The sequence below is a fragment of the Streptomyces hebeiensis genome (assembly GCF_052983195.1).
Map to the genome: position 1 here is coordinate 2,554,212 of NZ_CM129812.1, position 18,832 is coordinate 2,573,043.

Annotated in this window: 19 protein-coding genes; 9 read left to right on the plus strand and 10 right to left on the minus strand. The window is 72.1% G+C overall.

Features of this window, described 5'->3' with window-relative positions; all coding sequences use genetic code 11:
• The first annotated feature begins 220 nt into the window (after positions 1–220).
• On the plus strand, positions 221–634 hold the full coding sequence (locus tag ACU6P3_RS10885) for a hypothetical protein (protein WP_447196937.1): 414 nt from the start codon (positions 221–223) through the stop codon (positions 632–634).
• Positions 635–737: 103 nt separating this feature from the next.
• Here the strand turns inward: ACU6P3_RS10885 and ACU6P3_RS10890 are convergent, their stop codons facing one another.
• From ACU6P3_RS10890 to ACU6P3_RS10900, 3 genes are all read right to left on the minus strand, one after another.
• Positions 738–1,751, minus strand: a complete 1,014-nt coding sequence (locus ACU6P3_RS10890) for a DUF5954 family protein (RefSeq protein ID WP_447196938.1) — start codon at positions 1,749–1,751, stop codon at positions 738–740.
• Positions 1,752–1,951: 200 nt separating this feature from the next.
• Positions 1,952–2,881 carry a ParA family protein gene (locus ACU6P3_RS10895; protein WP_447196939.1) on the minus strand — a complete coding sequence of 310 codons (930 nt, stop codon included), beginning with the start codon at positions 2,879–2,881 and terminating at the stop codon, positions 1,952–1,954.
• Positions 2,882–3,081: 200 nt separating this feature from the next.
• Positions 3,082–3,576 carry an ATP-binding protein gene (locus ACU6P3_RS10900; RefSeq protein WP_447196940.1) on the minus strand — a complete coding sequence of 165 codons (495 nt, stop codon included), beginning with the start codon at positions 3,574–3,576 and terminating at the stop codon, positions 3,082–3,084.
• Positions 3,577–3,923: 347 nt separating this feature from the next.
• Here ACU6P3_RS10900 and ACU6P3_RS10905 point away from each other — a divergent pair, with 347 nt between their 5' ends.
• The 4 genes from ACU6P3_RS10905 (at position 3,924) to ACU6P3_RS10920 (ending at position 7,773) form a co-directional block, all read left to right on the plus strand.
• The gene (locus ACU6P3_RS10905; protein ID WP_447196941.1) at positions 3,924–4,775 is read left to right on the plus strand and encodes a helix-turn-helix domain-containing protein; all 852 of its coding nucleotides are present in this window, start codon (positions 3,924–3,926) and stop codon (positions 4,773–4,775) included.
• Positions 4,776–4,786: 11 nt separating this feature from the next.
• Positions 4,787–4,978 carry a hypothetical protein gene (locus ACU6P3_RS10910; protein ID WP_447196942.1) on the plus strand — a complete coding sequence of 64 codons (192 nt, stop codon included), beginning with the start codon at positions 4,787–4,789 and terminating at the stop codon, positions 4,976–4,978.
• Between the two features lie 654 nt (positions 4,979–5,632).
• Positions 5,633–6,709, plus strand: a complete 1,077-nt coding sequence (locus ACU6P3_RS10915; protein WP_447196943.1) for a phosphotransferase — start codon at positions 5,633–5,635, stop codon at positions 6,707–6,709.
• On the plus strand, positions 6,706–7,773 hold the full coding sequence (locus ACU6P3_RS10920; RefSeq protein WP_447196944.1) for a nucleotide triphosphate diphosphatase NUDT15: 1,068 nt from the start codon (positions 6,706–6,708) through the stop codon (positions 7,771–7,773). Before ACU6P3_RS10915 ends, ACU6P3_RS10920 begins: the two co-directional genes overlap by 4 nt.
• On the opposite strand, the gene ACU6P3_RS10925 is transcribed toward ACU6P3_RS10920, so the two are convergent.
• The 3 genes from ACU6P3_RS10925 to ACU6P3_RS10935 form a co-directional block, all read right to left on the minus strand.
• Positions 7,746–8,567: an SAM-dependent methyltransferase gene (locus ACU6P3_RS10925; RefSeq protein ID WP_447196945.1), complete on the minus strand. Its 822-nt coding sequence runs from the start codon at positions 8,565–8,567 to the stop codon at positions 7,746–7,748. The genes ACU6P3_RS10920 and ACU6P3_RS10925 overlap by 28 nt on opposite strands.
• A 210-nt stretch (positions 8,568–8,777) precedes the next feature.
• On the minus strand, positions 8,778–9,029 hold the full coding sequence (locus ACU6P3_RS10930) for a DUF397 domain-containing protein (protein ID WP_447196946.1): 252 nt from the start codon (positions 9,027–9,029) through the stop codon (positions 8,778–8,780).
• Entirely contained in the window at positions 9,029–9,889 is an 861-nt protein-coding gene (locus ACU6P3_RS10935; protein ID WP_447196947.1) for a Sco1979 family transcriptional regulator, read from the minus strand. The genes ACU6P3_RS10930 and ACU6P3_RS10935 overlap by 1 nt, the downstream gene beginning before the upstream one ends.
• A 351-nt stretch (positions 9,890–10,240) precedes the next feature.
• Here ACU6P3_RS10935 and ACU6P3_RS10940 point away from each other — a divergent pair, with 351 nt between their 5' ends.
• Together ACU6P3_RS10940 and ACU6P3_RS10945 are read left to right on the plus strand one after the other, a co-directional pair.
• The gene (locus ACU6P3_RS10940; RefSeq protein WP_447196948.1) at positions 10,241–10,693 is read left to right on the plus strand and encodes an ATP-binding protein; all 453 of its coding nucleotides are present in this window, start codon (positions 10,241–10,243) and stop codon (positions 10,691–10,693) included.
• A gap of 187 nt (positions 10,694–10,880) precedes the next feature.
• Positions 10,881–11,642 carry a helix-turn-helix transcriptional regulator gene (locus tag ACU6P3_RS10945; RefSeq protein ID WP_447196949.1) on the plus strand — a complete coding sequence of 254 codons (762 nt, stop codon included), beginning with the start codon at positions 10,881–10,883 and terminating at the stop codon, positions 11,640–11,642.
• A gap of 37 nt (positions 11,643–11,679) precedes the next feature.
• On the opposite strand, the gene ACU6P3_RS10950 is transcribed toward ACU6P3_RS10945, so the two are convergent.
• Positions 11,680–12,537, minus strand: coding sequence for an ABC transporter permease (locus tag ACU6P3_RS10950; RefSeq protein WP_447196950.1), 858 nt, complete (start codon positions 12,535–12,537; stop codon positions 11,680–11,682).
• Positions 12,534–15,167 (minus strand): alpha/beta fold hydrolase, encoded by a 2,634-nt coding sequence (locus tag ACU6P3_RS10955; protein WP_447196951.1) that lies wholly within the window; start codon positions 15,165–15,167, stop codon positions 12,534–12,536. Before ACU6P3_RS10955 ends, ACU6P3_RS10950 begins: the two co-directional genes overlap by 4 nt.
• A gap of 218 nt (positions 15,168–15,385) precedes the next feature.
• Here ACU6P3_RS10955 and ACU6P3_RS10960 point away from each other — a divergent pair, with 218 nt between their 5' ends.
• Entirely contained in the window at positions 15,386–15,805 is a 420-nt protein-coding gene (locus ACU6P3_RS10960) for a GNAT family N-acetyltransferase (protein WP_447196952.1), read from the plus strand.
• 153 nt (positions 15,806–15,958) lie between these two features.
• On the opposite strand, the gene ACU6P3_RS10965 is transcribed toward ACU6P3_RS10960, so the two are convergent.
• Positions 15,959–16,570, minus strand: a complete 612-nt coding sequence (locus tag ACU6P3_RS10965; RefSeq protein ID WP_447196953.1) for a TetR/AcrR family transcriptional regulator — start codon at positions 16,568–16,570, stop codon at positions 15,959–15,961.
• A 96-nt stretch (positions 16,571–16,666) separates the two neighbouring features.
• On the opposite strand from ACU6P3_RS10965, the gene ACU6P3_RS10970 reads away from it, so the two are divergent.
• Positions 16,667–17,416, plus strand: a complete 750-nt coding sequence (locus ACU6P3_RS10970) for an SDR family NAD(P)-dependent oxidoreductase (RefSeq protein ID WP_447196954.1) — start codon at positions 16,667–16,669, stop codon at positions 17,414–17,416.
• A 93-nt stretch (positions 17,417–17,509) separates the two neighbouring features.
• Here the strand turns inward: ACU6P3_RS10970 and ACU6P3_RS10975 are convergent, their stop codons facing one another.
• Positions 17,510–18,673 carry an MFS transporter gene (locus ACU6P3_RS10975; RefSeq protein ID WP_447196955.1) on the minus strand — a complete coding sequence of 388 codons (1,164 nt, stop codon included), beginning with the start codon at positions 18,671–18,673 and terminating at the stop codon, positions 17,510–17,512.
• Positions 18,674–18,832: the final 159 nt, after the last annotated feature.

The window sequence follows — 18,832 nt, forward strand, 5'->3', positions numbered from 1 at the left end:
CCACACCGCCGTCCGACCACACCGCCCCGAAAAGCGACCGGCTGCACGCCGAAGAGACTCGGAGCGATTCACAGTCCGCGTCCGCCCTCGCGGCGGGTGCGGCGAGCGGGCCTGGGGCGCGCCGCATATGGCGCATTACGTCATGGTCGCGGTAACTCCCGTCCCACGAAACTGAATCGCCCACCACTCGTCGCTCCACTCAGCCGCAGCGGGAGACAGCATGCGTACTCGGATCACCACGGGTCTCGGTGTCACCATCCTGGCCACGGGGATGCTCCTGGCCCTTCCCGGGGCCGCCGCCCAGGCGGCCGCGGCCGCCCCCACCAGTCCGTTCGACGTCTCCGACGCGACCACGTACACGAGGGGCGTGCTGACCTGGAACGACCGGTCCGTCAACGTGACCGGGGAGCACTCGTCCCCGAGCTCGGACGACTGCCGGGCAACCTGGGTGTACACCTACGACGCCGGAGGAAACAGACTGGGCTCCAAGGGCATCGGCTTCGTGTGCGCCCGAACCGCCGCCTATGACCTCACCGTCCCCGCGGACATCGAAGGCGGGGCCGATCGGGTCATGGTCTGCCTCGACGACCGCGAACTGAACGACGTGAAGTGTGACGTGTTCTCAAGACCCTGATCCCGGCCAGGCGCGTCGGTCGACGCCGGGCCGGGCAGGGCGGAAACGGACGGGACGGCACCGGCCGGGACAGAAACGGACGGGGCGGAATCCGCCGGGGCGTTCAGCTGTAGTGGATCGTGCCGTCCTCGTCCATGGCCGGATGCATCTTCATCGGACCGTACTCGTCATGGTCCGAGGGCCGGGGCGGTTCCGGCCCGTCGGGGCCGAGGCGGACCATCCGCTCGATCCGGCAGATCCGGTACAGGGTGTCACCCACGCGCGCCTCGTCGGCCCGGCCGGCGGCCCGGAACCGCTTGGCCGCCTTCGCGTACGCGGCCTTCTCGTCGTCGCTGAACTCGTGGACGAGCGGCCAGGTCTCGGTCATCGCGTCGTAGAGCATGCGTCGCGCGTCGTGCGGGGTCGGCATGAGGGCGCCCCGGGGCCGCCAGCCGTGCTCATTGCGCTCGGCGACACCGAAACCGACCGGCAGCAGGACGACATGCGGGTGGGTCCTGGTCGCCCGTACGGATTCGGCGCGCACCGTGGCGGGAAACCGGGGCCCCGTGTACGCGAAGTCCCGCAGCGCCAGCTTCATGGCGCCCGCGATCAGGCCGTCCTCCCGGCCGGCGTCGAGGACGAAGCCCTCGTCCGGCGACGGGACGTCGCGCCGCACGCTCCAGGACGCGCCGACCGGCTCGACATCGGTGGGCCGCGGCGGCTCCAGCCCGTCGTTCCCGCTGCGCGCGAACTCCTCCCCGCGTGCCACCCGGTAGCGCACGCCGAGGACCTCCAGCTCGTCGACCGGCTCCCGTTCGAGCACCGACACCGCCGCCAGCAACTCGCGCCGCACCCCGGGGTCCTCGGTGTCGTCCTTCGCCTTGAACCACAGGTAGGAGTTCAGACTGTCCCGCGCCTGCTGGGGCATGCCGTCCGACACCCGCTTCAGCAGCCGCCACTCGGGCCCGGCCGCGGGATCCCGGACGGCGACCCCGAAGACCGGCCCTCGCAGCGCGATGTGCGGATAGCGCAGCGACGCGTCCACCGCGTCGGCCTCGGTCACCCACGCCGCTGGGTCGTCACGGCGGACCAGCCCCGCGTGGAGCGCGTCGAGTTGTCGCTTCCAGTCATTGACCATGCACGCATTGTGTCGGCCGACGTGCGGGCGCAGACTCGAAATACCGCAAGTGAGGGTGATTTCCCGCTCCTCCAGGACGGCCCCGCATGCCCTGAACTGCCGCGCAGCCCGACCGAGCCCATCCAGAGTCACCCGATGTGATGAAATTCCGCGCCGCCCGTCCGTCCAGGCGCGAGTTGGCGTCCGGTTACGCGGGAAGCTCAGCCGGCCGCCCCGCCACCCACGTGCCTGTCCGACGCGCGCTGGAGCACGCTTTCCGCGAGCTCCTTGAATGCGCGGTAGCAGGTCCGCACGTACGTCTGGGTACTGCCCAGCGCCCCGTCCGCCGCCTTGCGGCTCAACCAGTGTTCGTACGCCTTGACCGGCCGGTCGAGCCGCGTCTCGGGCCGCATGATCATGTAGCCGAGCGGCGTCATCTCGGCGGGCGGCGCGGAGATGCCCGGCGGCACCTGCGGCAGGACCACCTGCTGCCAGTTGCGCCGCCATTCGCGTAGGACAGGTCCGAGATTGCCGAGGCCCTTGAGGGAGAAGAGATCGGCAGCGTGCGGCATGAGCACGCTGTCGGCCGCGATCAGCGCGGCCCGGTTGATCGCGCCCAGGTCGGGACCGACGTCGATGAGCACGATGTCGGCCTCGACGGAGGCGGCGGCGTACTCGATGACGCGATGGAACCCGGTGGCCGTACGGATCGCCGCGATGTCCCCGGCGAACGAGTTGAACCACTCGTTCGCCAACGTGTCCTCGAAGCGGCTGAGGTCCAGACTGCCGGGGAGCAGCCAGAGCCCCGATCTCGGAGAGACGGGCTCGGCCGGCGTGACATCGCCTGTTCCCTCCAGGATCGGCCGGACGGCGTCGGCGACGGTCCTGTCCGGCCGGGCCTCCGGAAGGCGTCCTGTTCCGGACAGGGCCGCGTCGGCCACTCCCTGATCGATGAGCTCCGCGTGACGGGACCTCAGCTCCTCGACCTCGTTCTCGTCCAGGCACATGGACGTGAGATTGGCCTGCGGGTCCAGGTCCACGGCGAGGACGGTCAGTCCGAGGCGGCTGATCATGTGCGCGAGATGGTAGACGAGTGTCGTCCTGCCGACTCCCCCTCTGTTGCTGATCAGCGCGATCGAAGTCGACGTCATGGAGCCCTCCGGATGGTCACGGCCCATGACGAGTCATCGACCTGGAACTCCGCGAGCGGATTGCCGTTGCGCTCCAGGGCGGCCCGCATCCGCCCGATGCCCCGGCCGAAGCGGCTCAAGGGTGCCGGGAAGCGGGCGCGCGCCGCCCGGCGGTGTGAGGTGGCGGCGGAGGCCGGGCCCCGCCGCACGTTCCTCAACGCTCAGGCGGCCCGGGACGGCCGGGTGTGGGTGAGGGTGGCCCAGGTGCGGGTGCCGTTGCGGGCGCTGGGGGAAGCGTCGTAGCCCCAGGTGCCGCGATACGTCCGTACGAGGTCGGGTACGGCGCGGAGTGCGGCCTCGCGCCGCTGGTCGCAGACGGCGGCGAGGCGGGGGTGGGTGTGCCGGGGATGGCTGTCGTAGGCGGTGAGCCGGAGGGTGCCGTCGCGGTGGCGGATGGCGAGGTAGACGTCGTCGCCGGCGGCCGTGAAGCGGCAGGCGCAGGCCATGAGTTCGCGGACGAGGTGCATGGCGGGCCGGACGAGGCGGCCGAGCTGGTGGGATTCCAGGAGGAGTTCGGCGGTCTCGAGGGCGATGGCGGGGGTGGCGACGGCGGAGGGGAGAGTGAGGCTGTACGCGAGGTACCCGGGGTGGGGCTCGGCGGTGTCCGGGGGCGGAGGCGGGCACTGGACGAACCGCGGGGATCCCCGGTACGGCACGGGTGCGGGGACGAGCAGGTCGGGGCCGGGGTGGCTTCGGACTCGAACATGGCGAACTCCGCTCGCTGGTGAGGGTGAAGGGTCAGCCGGTCGGCACGGGCGCGCGGACCGGTGCGGCACACGGCGGCAGTGGCTCGTCTCCCTGGCGCGAGCAGACCCCTCCCAGGGCAGGAGGCTCATGGGCAGGCTCGCGCGATGCGCTTCTCGTTTGCCGTGTGTGAACGTCGCGTCACTGACGGTAGAGCAAGAAGGGGCTTAAGTTCCACCCTCGCGAGGAATTTGAGCCCCAGTTAGACCTGTAAGGTGACGCCCAGCACACTGAAGACCTGCTGACAGAAGGGACCTCGATGCCCGCACGCACAGCGCCAACTCAGCGGCAGAAGAGGCTTGGCGTCGAGGTTCGCAAGATGCGCACCGGCGCGGGAATGTCCATAGAGTTCGCCTCCGGCCTGCTCGGCGTCGACCGGGGCAAGATCTCGAACATCGAGTCCGGAGTCCGCAACATCAGCGCCGAACGACTGCGGACACTGGCTACCCACTGCGAGTGCACGGACCAGGATTACGTGTCCGCCCTGCTGGAACTCGCCGCACCCGCACAGCGGAACTGGTGGGACGAGTACCGGGGAAGGCTGTCGCCCGGGCTGCTGGACATCGCCGAGTTGGAGTGGCACTCCTCCCGGATCCACAACATGCAGACCGTCCACGTGCCGGGGCTCCTCCAGACCGAGGACTACGCGCGCAGCATCTTCACGGCAGTTCTGCCCGCCCTGTCACGCCTTGAAGTCGAGCTGCGCGTTGCCCACCGGATGGAACGGCAGCAGGTGCTGCGCCGCGAGCACCCCATTCCCTTCGTGGGGTACATCCACGAGGCGGCCCTGAGAATGCGATTCGGCGGCCCGGAGGTCTCCAAGAACCAATTGGCCACACTGGTCGAGGCATCCGAACGGGAGCACATCACCATCCGCGTGGTGCCGGTCGAACTGGGCAGCTTCCCAGGCGCCGGACAGTCCTTGTTCTACTCGGAGGGCCCCGTGCCACAACTGGACACCGCCCAGGTGGACTCCGCTCACGGCCCCGACTTCCTGCACGCCGAGCCACACCTGGCCAAGTATCGAGCCCATGTGCAGTGGATGGACGAACGCGCCCTTTCACCTGACGCCTCACGCGACATCATGCACAACCTCGCCCACGACCTCTGAAGAGGAACACCATGACCGAGATCACCTGGGAAGAGCCATTCTGCGGAGAGGGCAACAGTTGCTTCCGCATCGGCACCGACATAGATGGCAACGCGTACATAGCCGTCGCGGGCCAGGAGGACACCTACCTCACCGACACCCGCGAAGCACTCACCACCCTCATCCGCGACATCAAGGCCGGCAAGGCCGACCACCTGCTGTAACCGGTCGGGCCGCCGCGCGGAACTCGCCCTCGGGCGAGCGACAGGCCGTCGCGGCCCGCCCGCTCCGGCGCCGACCGTGGCGGGACCGCCGATCGCCCGTCGCGCGCTCCGGAGCTCTCGACGCAACACTCCACGCAAGAGGCTCGCGCATCATCCGGACTCGAGGAGGAACGTGGCGACCCTGGGCCGATGAGCCCGAGGGCCGCCGCGCTCCCCGTGTCCGCCCTCACGAGTGGGGGAGAGACGAACCCCCGGTTCCGACCCCGGCCGGCGGCTCGTCCCGTACGCTCGGCTCACCGCCTCCGCGCAATCCCCCGATCGTGTGGCCACCCACCTCACGAGTGATTCGAACGGGCCCCCTCGGCCGACTCCGCCCACGGCGCACGGCCTCCACGGCACTCTCGAACGTCTGTTCTATGATTCCCCCGGCGTCCCCCGTAACAGGCCCTTGATCAGGTCCGTTGTCCGGGCGCTTGCCCCTACCGCTCTGTGCCCAGGAGGAATCATGCGACCTGTCCCCGCTCCCCTTGCCGTGGTCGCCGGACCTCCCGCGTTCGAGTACGGCGGGGTCCCGCGCCTCCTCGCCGTCCGCCCGGTTGACGCGTCCGGCCGCCGCGCGGGGCTGGCAGCACGACCGTCACCGAGGTGGGGCGCATGAGTCACCGCCACGACACCGCCACCGCGGCACCGGCCGGATCGGCGGCATCAGGGGCATCGGCGGCGGTCGAGCCCGCCCAGCCGGGGGAATCCGCCCGGCCCCTCAGGCCCGCCCGGCCTCCCCTGCCCGCCCGGTCCGCCCTCGCCTCGCCGACCGGGCCCACCGCGCGCCCCGGCGACCACGCCGGGCCGCGACCCGCGCCACTCCCGTCCGCGCTGCGCGCCTGGGCCGAGCATGTCGTCGGTCCGCTCGCCTCCGTACGCGACGCGTCCCGTCCCCGCCGGACCTCCCGGGTGTGGGAGGTCACCGACGGACGCGACCGGCGCTTCTACCTCAAGCAGTCGCCCTCGCCGGCGTGCTACGAGCGGGAGACCTTCGGGTACCACTCCGCCGTTCCCGTCCTCGGGTACGACCGCGCTCCCCGCCTCGTCGACAGCGACGCCCGCCACCTCGCCCTGCTGCTGACCGCCGTCCCCGGTACTCCCCTCTCGCGGCTCAGCCTCGGCGCCGCCGCGCACCGGGCCGCGCACCGCCAGTTCGGTGCCCTGCTCCGGCTGCTGCACGGCACGGAGAAGCTGTCGGTCGCCACCCGGCGGGCCGCCGTGGACAGCGCCGTCCGCACGGCGACCGACGCCGAGGAACACCTCGTACGCGCCGGTGACCTGCTGTCCGAATCCCGTCGCGCGCTCGTCCGGCACGCCGCCGAGCAGCTGCGCGGACTCGCCGACCGGCTCGTTCCCGGCCATGTCCACGGCGACGCGCAGGAACGCAACGCCCTGTGGACCGGCCGGCGGCTCGCCGTCATCGGCTTCGAGCGGTCCCGGTACGCGCCGGCCGTCCAGGACTTCGTACGGCTGGCCTGCGACGCATGGCAGGGCCGCGACGACCTGCGGACCGCGTTCCTCCAGGGGTACGGCCGGTCCTTGACCGGGACCGAGCGGTACGCGCTGCCCTGCCTGGCCGCTCTGGACGCGGCGAGTTGTCTGGCGTACGGACCCGCCCATGGCGAACACGACGTCACCGCGCGCGGCCTGCGCACGCTGGACCGGCTGGAGCGGGGGGTCTTCGGATGAACGACCGTCCGACGGGACAGTCCGCCGCCGTCGCGCGGTGTGCCGTGTGCGCGGCGTACGAGGCACACGGCGTGCGGGCGGCCGAGCGGCACCGCGGCGATGTCCTCGCGCTCGACCTCCGCGACGCGTCCCGCCGCTGCTCCCCGCACAGCGACCCGCGCCGGCTGCCGGCCGAACTGGCATCCGCGATCGGGCCCGGCGGGCTGCTGCACCTCACCGTGCGGACCGACGACCTCACCCCCGAGCTGTGGGAGGACCTGCTCGTGGAGGCCGGTTTCACCGTTGACGAGATGACCACCGGCGACACCGTCAACACCGCCGACGCCACCGCCGACGCCGACATGCTCGCCGCCGGTCGTTCCGGCGGGCATCGTCTGATCCGGGCCCGGCGGCGCGACCGGCCCCCGTACCCCCGTGTCGCCGGTTCGCCCCGCGTCGGCGCCCGGCCGCCCACCGCGCACGCCATGATCGGGGTCGGCGTGATCGTGCGGGACGGCGCCGGGCGGATCCTGCTCGGTCTGCACCGCGGCGGGACGTGGGAGCTGCCGGGCGGCGCGCTGGAGCCCGGCGAATCGGTGGCCGCCGCCGCGGTGCGCGAACTCCGGGAGGAGACGGGGCTGCGCGCCCACGAGCACGATGTGACCGTCTTCGCGATGCTGCTCGACACGGCCGTCGGCGCGCCGCGGACGGACCGCCCGGACAAGGACGGCGACGCCGACGGGACCGACACCGCCCTCGCGCGCGTGACCATGGCCGCCGTCGTCACCGTGTACGACGGGGCGGTCCTGGCCGCGGAGCCCGAGCTGATCCGGCACTGGCGCTGGACCCGCGCCGACGAGCTGCCGAGCCCGCTGTTCACGCCCTCGGCGCAGGTCCTCGCGGCCTGGCGGCCGGAACTCGACATCGAGCACGGGCCCGTACACCGTCTCGACGTCATGGACCGGACGGCCCCCGGGACCGGTCCCGGCTTCGGGACCGGTCCCGGTCTCGGCCCCGGGTCCGGGACCGGTTCGGGGCCCGCTCCCGGCGCCCCGGTTCAGGGCTTCCGCGCGACGCCCGCGTAGATCGAGACCGAGGCGTCGTTCACGCCCTCCGGCAGCGCCGTCCCGTCAGGCCGCCACCGGTGCGCCACGACCACGCCCGGCTCCACGAACTCCAGGCCGTCGAAGAATCGGAGGACTTCGTCCCGGGACCGCACCTGGGCGGGTATCCCGCCCCGGTGGTACACGGCGACCACGTTCGCCCAGGTCTCCGGCTCGAAGTCCGGGGTGCAGTGGGAGAGGACGAGATAGCTGCCGGACGGCAGGGCGTCGAGCAGGGTTCGTATGATCTCGTGCGGTCCATCCTCGTCCGGCACGAAGTGCAGCAGCGCGTTGAGCGAGAGCGCGACCGGCCGGGACAGGTCCAGCGTGTCGCGCAGCCGTTCCGACTCGATGATGCTCTTCGGGTCCCGGACGTCCGCCTGGATGTACGTGGTCCGGCCCTCGGGCGTGCTGCGCATCAGGGCCTCGGCGTGCCGCAGGACGACCGGGTCGTAGTCGGCGTAGACGACCCGGGAGTCCGGGGCGGCCTCCTGGGCGATCTGGTGGAGGTTGGGACGCGTCGGAATTCCCGTACCGATGTCGAGGAACTGACGGATGCCGGCCTCACGGGCGAGGTAGCGCGTCGCCCGGTGCATGAAGTAGCGATTCGTCCGTGCGGTGATCTTGACGGTCGGATGGACCTTCTCGACGTTGGCCGCGGCCACCTCGTCGACTTCGTAGTAGTCCTTGCCCTGGAGGTAGTAGTCGTACATACGGGCGGGGTGCGGTCGGGTGGTGTCGATCTCGACGACCGACGACCGGTCGAGGTCCGTCATGCTGAGCCGTCCAATTCTGGCCGTTGCGAGGGGGGTTGGCGGAGCAGGTGGAGCTGGTGGAGCAGGTGGAGCAGGTGGAGCAGGTGGAGCAGGTGGAGCAGGTGGAGCAGGTGGAGCAGGTGGAGCAGGTGGAGCGCAGATAGATCAGGTCACACGGGTCGAGCGGAGAGGAGCCGGAACAGCCGCGACAAGCACTGCCGGCTCCAGCGGCTACCGCGGTTGGAGCGGCTCCAGCAGGAAGTCCGCGAGTCCGGCCTTCGCGCCGGTGATGAAGTCGGCCATGGCCGCGGTGGTGCAGATCAGCGTCGGCCCGGACGGGTCGGTGGACTGGCGGATCCCGACGAGCCCGCCGCCCATCCTCTTCGCCTCGACGCAACTGCCGCCGTTGGGGCCGCTCCACGGCTTCTCCCAGCCGTCGGCGCCCAGCCCCTCGGCCGGCATGCCGTTGAAAATCTCCCGCATCAGAGTTCCTTGCGTATCACTCGGAGAAAAGCTCTTGTTTCGTCAACGGGGGCCGCCCGGGCGGACATGTGGTCCAGGACTTCGAGGTAGGCGACGACATCGGAGCGCTGGTCCATGTACGCGGCACCGGTCAGCGCCTCGGTGTAGACGATGTCCGGCAGCTCGGGGATGTCGAAGCGGAAGAGGTGGAAGGGGCCGAAGGCGCCGAGGTGCGGCCCGACCGAGAAGGGCATGACCTGGAGGGTCACATTCGGCAGGTCGGTGGCCTCCAGCAGTCTGTCGACCTGCGCGCGCATCACGTCCGCGTCGCCGACGGGCCGGCGGAGGACCGCTTCCTCCATGAGGATCCACAGGGCCGGCGCGTCCGGTTTGGTGAGCAGTTCCTGCCGCTTGATCCGGAGGGCTACGCGCCGTTCCAGTTCCTGGGCGTTGCCGTGGGCGCCCACCCGCAGGACGGCCCGCGCGTAGTCCTCGGTCTGGAGGAGACCGGGCACGTAGTGGGGCTCGTACGTCCTGATCAGGCCGGCTTCGTCCTCCAGGCTGACGTAGGCGCTGAACCAGCCGGGCAGGGCGTCGCGGAAGCGGTGCCACCAGCCGGGTCTGTTGGCGTCCTTGGCGAGTTCGACGAACTCGCTCGCCTCCGGCTCGCCGACGCCGTACGTCTGGAGGAGCAGCCTGACGTACGGAAGCTTGAGGCTGACCTCCGAATTCTCCATGCGCCGAATGGTCAGCGGTGTGACGTCGAGAACCTCGGCCGCCGCCTCCCGCGTCACCTTCGCCTTCTCCCGCAGCGCGCCGAGGCGTTTTCCCAGGACGATGCGCAGGACCGTGGGGGCGGTACCCGAACGGGCCTCGTTCACGCGACCGCCTCCTTCCGCCACGTCTTCGGACAGACCTCCCGGCACGGGCTCAGGCTCAGGCTCATTCCCCGAAGTCTGACAGGAAGTTGACTCACCATCCAGGAGACCGTGAGCACTTTGAAATTATCAGAACGGTTGGTTGCGGCCTGAGCGCCTCAGCAGCATAGTGAACTCGTGGCTCACATCACGGATCACGGTGCACGCACGAAACACCAGTCACTCGCTGGTGAGTTGCAGACCCGTGCCCGCCACCTCTGGGACGCCTGGAGCGCGTCGGTGGGCGGCCCGGACCGTCCGGACCACCAACGACCACGACCCCCCGGGCACGACAGGCTCGACAGGCGCGCGAGCGTGCCGGAGCACAGCACGGTGTTCCTGCTGCCCAGCAGGCGCGAGTGCGTCGCCGACGCGCGGCAGCGACTGGAGTCCTCGCTCCGCCACCGGCGCGTGTGCGCGGACGCGTGCGACACCGCGGTGCTGGTGATCTCCGAGCTGTTCACGAACGCCGTCCTGCACACGGACAGCGCGCTGATCACGTGCGAGGTACGGGTCACGGCGGCGCATGTCCGGCTCGACGTGCACGACCAGGGCGTACGCGCCCCGCGGGAGCGGACCGCGGAGAGCACCGGCGCCGGGCTCAGCCCCCGGCGGCCCGACTCCCGCGCGGAGAACGGGCGGGGGCTGCTGCTCGTGGAGAGCCTCGCCGACGCCTGGGGGGTCGTCCCGCGCGCGGGCGGCACCGGGCGAACCGTATGGGCGACGCTGCCGCTCCCGCCCGAGCAGGCGCCGGCCACTCACACCTGAGGTCAACCGGGTCACTCCCGGCGTCGCCCGTCCCGACAAACACCTATCAGGCGCACAGAACTGGCATGGAGTCGCCACTCTCTGAACTGGCCCTTGTCACGGAACGAAGCCGTGTGCGTACATGGAGTTGCGTACGGCTCCGAGGGGATGGCGGGGGGTGGTCCACGTGGGGGATGTTCCAGGTTCTGTGCTCAACAGGTCTGCGCTGTCGGTGGACGTCGTTCGGGAGGACGTGGTGGACACGCCCCACCCTCCGGGCAGGCCCATCCGCGGTGTGCGCCAGGTGACGGCCACCCTGACCGCGCTGGTCCGCTCCGCCCGCCACGAACTGCTCATCTTCGACGATCCGGCGGGCTGCGCCAACCAGTGCGTGCCGGAGCAGTTCCTCGACTTCGCGGGCGCCTGCGTGCGGGCGGCGGGCGAGCGCGCGTGGGAGGAGGGCCGGGGGTCCGGCGGCCGGCGGCGCAGACGGCTGCCCGCGGTCTCCGTCCGACGGATCGTGCCCCGGCACGGGCTGACGGGGCTCCCGTACCCCCTGCCCCGCCAGCTTCCGGGGCGGGCACGGCAGACGGACTCGATCCCGTTCAAGATGATCCTGGTGGACCGCTCGGTGGCGGCGGTGCCCCTCGATCTCCAACTCCACTACCACGGACTGCTGCTGATCCGGGATCCGGTGGTCGTCCAGGCCCTCGTCCGTACGCACGAGATGTGGTGGGAGACGGGCGAGGACCTGCCGACGGCCGCGCTCCCGGCCCCCGGGGTGCTGCCGAGCCAGTTGCGGCCGGTGTTGGAGGCGCTGTTGGCGGGGCTGACGGACGAGACGGCGGCGACACGCCTGGGCATGTCCACCCGGACCTACAGCCGGCGGGTGGGGGACCTGCTCACCGCGCTCGGCACGACGAGCCGCTTCCGGGCAGGCGCGGAAGCGGCTCGCCGGGGCTGGATCTGACCCTCACGGCGCGACGGCGCTCAGGACACGAGGGGCCTCAAGACACGATGTCCTTGCGGGAGAAGCCCCTGAAGGCCAGGGCGAACAGCACCACCGCATAGGTCACCGAGATCGCCGCCCCCTTCACCATGCCGCCCCACTCCAGCTGCGGCTGGAGCGCGTCGGCCCAGGCGAACTGCCAGTGGGCGGGCAGGAAGTCCCGCCAGGAACCGAGCGCCGTGACGGCGTCCAGCACATTGCCGATGATCGTGAGGCCCACCGCGCCGCCGACCGCGCCCAGCGGGGCGTCGGTCCTGGTCGACAGCCAGAAGGCGAGCGCGGCGGTGACCAGTTGGGAGACGAAGATGAACGCGACCACGACGAGCAGCCGGGGCATGGCCTCGGCCGGGGCCAGGGAGCCGCCCGTCGGCAGTTCGAGCGGCCCCCAGCCGTACGCGGCCGTGCCGGCGACCAGCGCCACCAGCGGGAGCAGCAGGATCGCCCCGGCACTCATCAGGAGCGCCACCGCCAGCTTGCTCCACAGCAGCCGGATCCGGGGCACGGGAGCGGCCAGCAGGTAGCGCAGCGACGACCAGCTCGCCTCGGAGGCGACGGTGTCCCCGTGGAACAGGGCGACGGGCACGACCAGGAGGAAGCCCGCGGAGACGAAGAGACACGTGGCGGCGAAGTTGGCACCGGAGGCGGTCGCGGTGTCCATCAGGGTCACCCGCCCGTTCTCCCGTCCCTCCGGGGTGCCCCCGATGGCGAAGGCCACGATCATCACGAACGGGAGGACGGCCAGGACGCCCCCCATGGCCAGCGTCCGCCGCCGCTTCAGCTGCCGCAGCGTCTCGACCCGCAGCGGCAGGGTGCGCCGGGGACGGTAGCCGGGGGCCGATTCGGTCAGCGCGCTCATGCGGAGCCTCCTGAGATCAGAGTGAGGAACGCGTCCTCCAGGCGTCGGTGCGGCCCGACCCCCGTCAGCGGTACGTCCAGCCGGACCAGTTCGGCGATCAGGGCCTGGGTGGTCATGCCGTCGAGCCCGACGAGCAGCCCCTCGTCGGTCCGGACGGCGGAGCCGACCCCCGCCAGGCCGGCGACCTCGTCGGCCACCGCTTCCGGTACCGGCTCGGCGGTGGTGACCAGCAGGGTGTCGCCCGAGCCGGTGATCTCCTCGACCGGTCCCGCCTGCACGAGCCGCCCCCGGTCCATGACGACCAGGTGCGTACAGGACTGCTCGACCTCGGAGAGGAGGTGGCTGGAGACGATGACGGTCCTGCCGCCGGCCGCGTACTTGATCATCACGTCCCGCATCTCGCGGATCTGGGGCGGGTCGAGTCCGTTGGTCGGTTCGTCCAGGATCAGCAGGTCCGGCATGCCGAGCATGGCCTGGGCGATGGCGAGGCGCTGCCGCATGCCCTGCGAGTAGGTGCGTACGGCACGGGCGAGCGCGTCACCGAGGCCGGCGATCTCCAGGGCCTCGTCGATGCGGGAGTCCTCGGCCGGGCGGCCGGTGGCCTGCCAGTACAGCTCCAGGTTGGCCCGGCCCGACAGGTGCGGCAGGAAACCGGCGCCTTCCACGAACGCCCCGACGCGGGAGAGGACCGGCGCGCCCGGCCTGATGGCGTGTCCGAAGACCCGGATCTCGCCGGCGTCGGGCCCGATGAGCCCCATCAGCATGCGCAGGGTGGTCGTCTTGCCGGCGCCGTTCGGGCCGAGCAGGCCGAGCACCTGGCCCTTCTCGACCCGGAAGGAGAGGTCGCGGACCGCGTACCGGTCGGACGACTTGGCGTACCGCTTGGTCAGCCCGCTGATCTGGAGCGGCACTTCGGCGAGCGCGGGGTCGGGCGCGGGCGCGGCGGTGCGGCGCCGGGCGGTGAGCAGCAGCCCGGCCGCGATCACGACTCCGGCGGCCGGCAGTCCCCAGGTCCACCAGGGCAGCCCGGTGGCGCCGGTGGTGAGGGCGGGCACGGTCGGTACGGCCAGCGCGCCCGCCACGGAGACCCGGTAGTCGGCGGGGGCGGCCGGCGAGGCGTAGCCGAGGTCGGTGGCCGAGAGCACCAGCCGCAACCGGTGTCCCGGGGCGACCTGATGGTCCACGGCGGGCAGCGTGATCTCGACGGTCCTGTCCTGGCGGGCGTCCTCGACCCGTAGGGGCGTGACGAGCTGGGAGGGCAGCACCTGGCCGCGGCCGTCGGGCCCGACGTCGTAGAGCTTGGCGAAGAGGACCGCCTCACCGGTGCTGGAGCGGACCGTCGCCCGTACGGTCGGCGAGCCGGTGACGCGCAGCGAGCGGTCGAGGGGCGCCGAGTCGAAACGCGCGTACTGGCCGGGGAAGTCGAGGGAGAGTCCGACTCCGGCCGACGACAGCTGGGCGAGCCCGCCGCCCAGCCCGGGTACGGCGGAGATCGCGGGCGGCGCGCCGCCCGCGGGGTTCTCGAAGGTCTGGGCGCGGCCGGTGAGCGGGACGGATGTGGTGCCGCTCGTCAGGCCCGGGTAGCGGTCACCGCTCGCGCCGCGCAGCTGCGCCCGGCCATCGGTGGAGTCGACGCCGCCGGTCCTGCTGACCCGGAACGCGGGACCGGTGGTGGCTTCCTGCTCATCCTTGAGATGGCGGTCGAACCACTGGGTGACGCGGCTTTCGAGACGGCCGGCCTCCGGGTCCCCGCCGTCGTGCCCGCCGGCCATCCAGTCGACGTCGACGGGCGCCCCGTTGCGCTGGATCGCGCGCGCCATGGCGTCGGCGTGGCCGAGCGGGAAGAGCGAGTCGTTCTGGCCCTGGACGATCAGCGCGGGCACGTCGATCCGGTCGCCGACGGCGGACGGGCTGCGCCGCTGGAGGAGGTCACGGGCGGCGGGGTCCGGTTTCCCGGAGAGGGCGACCCGCTCGTACATGTCGCACAGTTGCTTCTCGAAGCGGGCGCAGCCGCCGCCGTTGGAGATGAAGATCCCGGCCCAGAGCTTCTTGAAGACCCCGTTCGGGAAGAGGGCGTCCGCGAGGTTCCAGTAGGTGATCAGCGGAGCGATGGCGTCGACGCGGTCGTCGTACCCGGCGGCGAGAAGCGAGACGGCCCCGCCGTAGGAGGCCCCCGTGACGCCGACGCGGGGATCGCCCTTGGCGTCCAGGCTCACCTCGGGACGTTTCGCGAGCCAGTCGATCAGCCGGGAGACGTCCTTGACCTCGTTGTCGGGGTCGTTGAGTCCGATCTTTCCGGTGGATTTCCCGAAGCCGCGGGCCGACCAGGTCAGTACCGCGTAGCCGTCGCGGGCGAGCTTCTCGGCCTGGGCCCGTACGTCGTTCTTGCTGCCGCCGAAACCGTGGCCTATGAGAACCGCGGGCCGGCGTCCGCCGCCTCCCGCGGTGAAGTACGAGGTGTCGATCCGGGCGCCGGGCATCGCCAGTGTCTGGTCCGCCCGGTGCACCGGGGGCGGCCGGTCCGAGGCGACTGCGGTCCAGGTCCCGGCGCCGACCAGTACGGCGACGGCGGCCAGGCCCGCGAGCAGGCGTGCGCGCGGCCGGGACCTGAGAGGTGTTCGGGTCTCCATGCGTGAAACCCTAAACGTGGTTCCGGCGCGCCACCGCTGTCCCCGGTCGGAACCGCGAGGCATCCTCGAGGCGTACGGGATACCGTCGCCGTACACCGGACGCGGTACGCGCCACGGTGGTCCGCGGCCGCGCCGCCGTACCCGCCGTCCGCCGCGCCGACGGCTGCCGGCCGTCGGCCGTCGGCTGCCGCGGCGAAGCCGAAGGGGGCCAACGACACATGGACACCACGATCCGTCGCGCGACGACGGTCGCAGAGCTGATGGCGGCGGGGACGCTGTTCGACGGCCCGCCGCGTATCGACTGGGCGGAGCGCTTCCTCGCGTCCCCGGGTCATCTGATGCTGATCGCCTACGCCGACGACCGGCCCGTCGGGATGGCCTCCGGTGTGGAGATGACGCACCCGGACAAGGGCACGGAGATGTGCCTGTACGAGCTGGCGGTGGCGGAGCCGTACCGGCGGGCGGGCATCGGCAGGGCGCTGGCCGAGGCGCTGGCGGCGGAGGCACGTGAGCGCGGCTGTTACGACCTGTGGGTCGGCGCGGAGGCGGGCAACGACCCGGCGCTCGCGACTTATCGGTCCGCCGGGGCGCGGGAGGAAGGCATGTGCTCGGTGCTGACCTGGGACTTCTCCGGCTGAGACGGAAGCGCTCGGCCGCGGTGGGGGGCGGCGGTCGAGAGGCGTGGGTGCCCGGGCCGGGCCGGGGACCCGGGACCCTGTCGGCCGGCCGGGGGCCCTGTCAGCCGGCTCGGGGGGACTGTGGCCCGCCCGGGGGACTGTGGTCCGCCCTGATCACTCAGGCGGCGGCCAGTTCATCAGGGCCATGTCGGCCACCCGCTGAAGGTCGTCGCGGGTCGCACCGCCGGCGGCTTGGACGGCGATGCCGTTGGCGACGGTCATGAGGTAGCGGGCGAGCAGTCCGGGATCGGTGCCGGGGGGCAGGTCGCCTTCGTCGACGGCCCGCCGGAACCGGTCACGGAGGCCGGAGGTGGCCTCCTCTCGCCAGGCGCTGAGGGTGTCCCGGGCAGGGCGTCCCGGATCGCCGGCGGCGAGGGCGCCTTGGACGCCGAGGCAACCGGCGGGGCAGTCGGGGCGGGTGGTGGCCCGGACGGAGCCGTTCAGGAACGCGGTGGCCACCTGCCGGGCGGTCGGCTCCCGCATGGCCCGGGCCCCGTACGAGGCGGGACCTTCGGTGTAACGCTCCAGGGCCTTGCGGAACAGCTCCTCCTTGTTGCCGAAGGCCGCGTACATGCTGGTGCGGGTGATGCCCATGGCGCTGGTCAGGTCGGTGAGGCTGGCGCCCTCGTAGCCCTGTTCCCAGAAGACCCGCATGGCGCGTTCGAGCGCCTCGTCGGCGTCGAATCCTCTCGGCCGACCGATCGGTGCCTTCCGCCGCGTCTCCATGTGAGCCACCCTACCCCTTCCGTACTGGACGGTGCAGATGTGCTACGGTCTTCATTCAGTACCGATCGGTATCAAATTCTGTGGAGGTCATGCACCATGGGACAGCTTGAAGGCAAGACCGCCGTCATCACCGGCGGCAGCACCGGGATCGGCCTCGCCACCGCCGTCCGGCTGGCAGCCGAAGGCGCACACGTGTTCATCACCGGCCGGCGCAAGACCGAGCTGGACGCGGCCGTGGAGACCATCGGCGCGGCCCGGGCCACCGCGGTGGCGGGTGACATCTCCGACCTCGCCGACCTGGACCGCCTCTACGACGCGGTCCGCGCCCGGGGCCGGGGCCTGGACGTGGTCTTCGCCAACGCCGCGAGCGCCTCGTTCGCGACACTGGAGCAGGTCACCGAGGAGCACTTCGACCAGACCTTCGGCGTCAACGTCCGGGGCACGCTGTTCACGGTGCGGAAGGCGCTGCCGCTGCTCAACGACGGCGCCTCGGTGATCCTGAACGCCTCGGTGCGCGCCGATGACGGTGTCGCGGCGTTCGGCACGTACGCGGCCTCCAAGGCAGCGGTCCGGTCCTTCGCCCGGACCTGGGCCAACGAGCTCAAGGACCGGAACATCCGGGTCAACGCGATCTCCCCGGGCACGATCGACACTCCCGCGCTCGACAGGATGGTGGGCGCGGAGGAAGCGCCCGCCCTCAAGGCGCGGTTCGCCGCGGGTGTCCCACTCGGCAGGATCGGGCGCGCCGACGAGGTCGCCGACGTGGTGGCCTTCCTCGCTTCCGAGCAGAGCAGCTTCATCCTCGGAGCCAACCTGTACGTCGACGGCGGCGAGAACCAGATCTGACCCCGGACGGCGGCTGTACGGTCCGCCCTGGCCGTACCGGCGCGTCACGCCGTACGGCGCGGGCCGTGCGGTGCGCGCGGTCGCCGTGCGGCGTCACACGCGTCGCAGGCGCGGCGCGAGCAGCGCCATCGTGACCATCAGCGCGGGCAGGACGAGCATGGCGACCCGCAGGTGCGCCGCCTCGGCGATCCCGCCGATCAGGGGCGGGCCCGCGAGGAAGCCCACGTACCCGACCGCCGAGACCGCCGCGATCGCGGGGCCCGGGCGCTCCGGCCTGACCCGGGCCGCGTGGCCGAAGACCACGGGAATCACCGACGCCATGCCGAGCCCGAGGAGCGCGTACCCCGCGAAGCCCGCGCCCGGGACGGGAACGGAGACCGAGACCGCTCCGCCGAGGGCGGCGACGAGGGCGCAGCCGAGGGTGAAGCGCACGGTGCCGGCACGCGCCCGGATCCGGTCGGACGAGAGCCGCCCGATGACCATCCCGGCGGAGAAGACGGCGAATCCGGCGCCTGCCGCCCCCGGGGAGGCACCGGTCACGTCGTGCAGGTAGACCGCTCCCCAGTCGTTCATGACGCCCTCCCCCATCAGCGCGCAGAAGGCGACGAGCCCGGGAACCCAGAGCGCGCCGCCGGGCAGGGCGAACAGCGGCCCCGGATCCTCGGCCGCCGCCCGCTCGTCGGGGAGCAGCGCGAGCGCCGCCACGCCCGCCGCGGCGCACAGGACCAGGGCCGTGACGGTGAAGTGCGCCGCCACCCCCACGCCCTTGGCCGCCGCCAGGGAGCCGGCCAGGGCTCCCGTGATCCCGCCGAGGCTGAACATGGCGTGGAAGCCGCCCAGGACGGCGCGGCCGTAGGCGCGCTCCACCATCACGCCCTGGGTGTTCATGGCGACGTCGACGGCCGTGTTGCCGCAGGCGAACACCGCCAGGGTGAGCGTGAGCAGCGGCAGGTTCGGGGCGAAGGCAAGGCCCGCCAGGGCGACCAGGTAGGCCGCCATGCCGGTGCACAGCACCGGGCGGCTGCCGTGGCGCGCCACCAGCCCGCCCACCAACGGCAGTCCGAGGAACGCGCCACCGCTGAGCCCGACCAGCGCCACGGCCAGTTGCCCGGCGGACAGTCCGAGGCCCTCCCGCACGGCGGGGACCCGGGCCGCCCAGGTGGCGAAGGCCGCGCCGGTGAGGAAGAAGACCGCGCACACGGCCACGCGCGCGCGTCGTGGTGGCGCGGGTGCCGGGCCCCGGTCCGGCGCGGCCACGGTCGTGACCGTGGCGCCGGCCCGAGCCCCGGACCGGCCCTCCGCCCGATCACCCCTCCGGCCCTCCGCCCGGTCCGCGGGCCGGTCCGCTGCCCGGCTGTCCTGGGCGTCCGCCTCGTTCCGCATCGAGTGGTGCGTCCTTCCGGTTGCCGACGATCT

Coding starts and splice junctions, on each gene's coding strand:
- ACU6P3_RS10885 (WP_447196937.1), top strand. CDS start 221: ATGCGTACTCGGATCACCACGGGTCTCGGTGTCACCATCCTGGCCACG.
- ACU6P3_RS10890 (WP_447196938.1), bottom strand. CDS start 1,751: ATGGTCAATGACTGGAAGCGACAACTCGACGCGCTCCACGCGGGGCTG.
- ACU6P3_RS10895 (WP_447196939.1), bottom strand. CDS start 2,881: ATGACGTCGACTTCGATCGCGCTGATCAGCAACAGAGGGGGAGTCGGC.
- ACU6P3_RS10905 (WP_447196941.1), top strand. CDS start 3,924: ATGCCCGCACGCACAGCGCCAACTCAGCGGCAGAAGAGGCTTGGCGTC.
- ACU6P3_RS10910 (WP_447196942.1), top strand. CDS start 4,787: ATGACCGAGATCACCTGGGAAGAGCCATTCTGCGGAGAGGGCAACAGT.
- ACU6P3_RS10915 (WP_447196943.1), top strand. CDS start 5,633: ATGAGTCACCGCCACGACACCGCCACCGCGGCACCGGCCGGATCGGCG.
- ACU6P3_RS10920 (WP_447196944.1), top strand. CDS start 6,706: ATGAACGACCGTCCGACGGGACAGTCCGCCGCCGTCGCGCGGTGTGCC.
- ACU6P3_RS10925 (WP_447196945.1), bottom strand. CDS start 8,567: ATGACGGACCTCGACCGGTCGTCGGTCGTCGAGATCGACACCACCCGA.
- ACU6P3_RS10930 (WP_447196946.1), bottom strand. CDS start 9,029: ATGCGGGAGATTTTCAACGGCATGCCGGCCGAGGGGCTGGGCGCCGAC.
- ACU6P3_RS10950 (WP_447196950.1), bottom strand. CDS start 12,537: ATGAGCGCGCTGACCGAATCGGCCCCCGGCTACCGTCCCCGGCGCACC.
- ACU6P3_RS10955 (WP_447196951.1), bottom strand. CDS start 15,167: ATGGAGACCCGAACACCTCTCAGGTCCCGGCCGCGCGCACGCCTGCTC.
- ACU6P3_RS10960 (WP_447196952.1), top strand. CDS start 15,386: ATGGACACCACGATCCGTCGCGCGACGACGGTCGCAGAGCTGATGGCG.
- ACU6P3_RS10965 (WP_447196953.1), bottom strand. CDS start 16,570: ATGGAGACGCGGCGGAAGGCACCGATCGGTCGGCCGAGAGGATTCGAC.
- ACU6P3_RS10970 (WP_447196954.1), top strand. CDS start 16,667: ATGGGACAGCTTGAAGGCAAGACCGCCGTCATCACCGGCGGCAGCACC.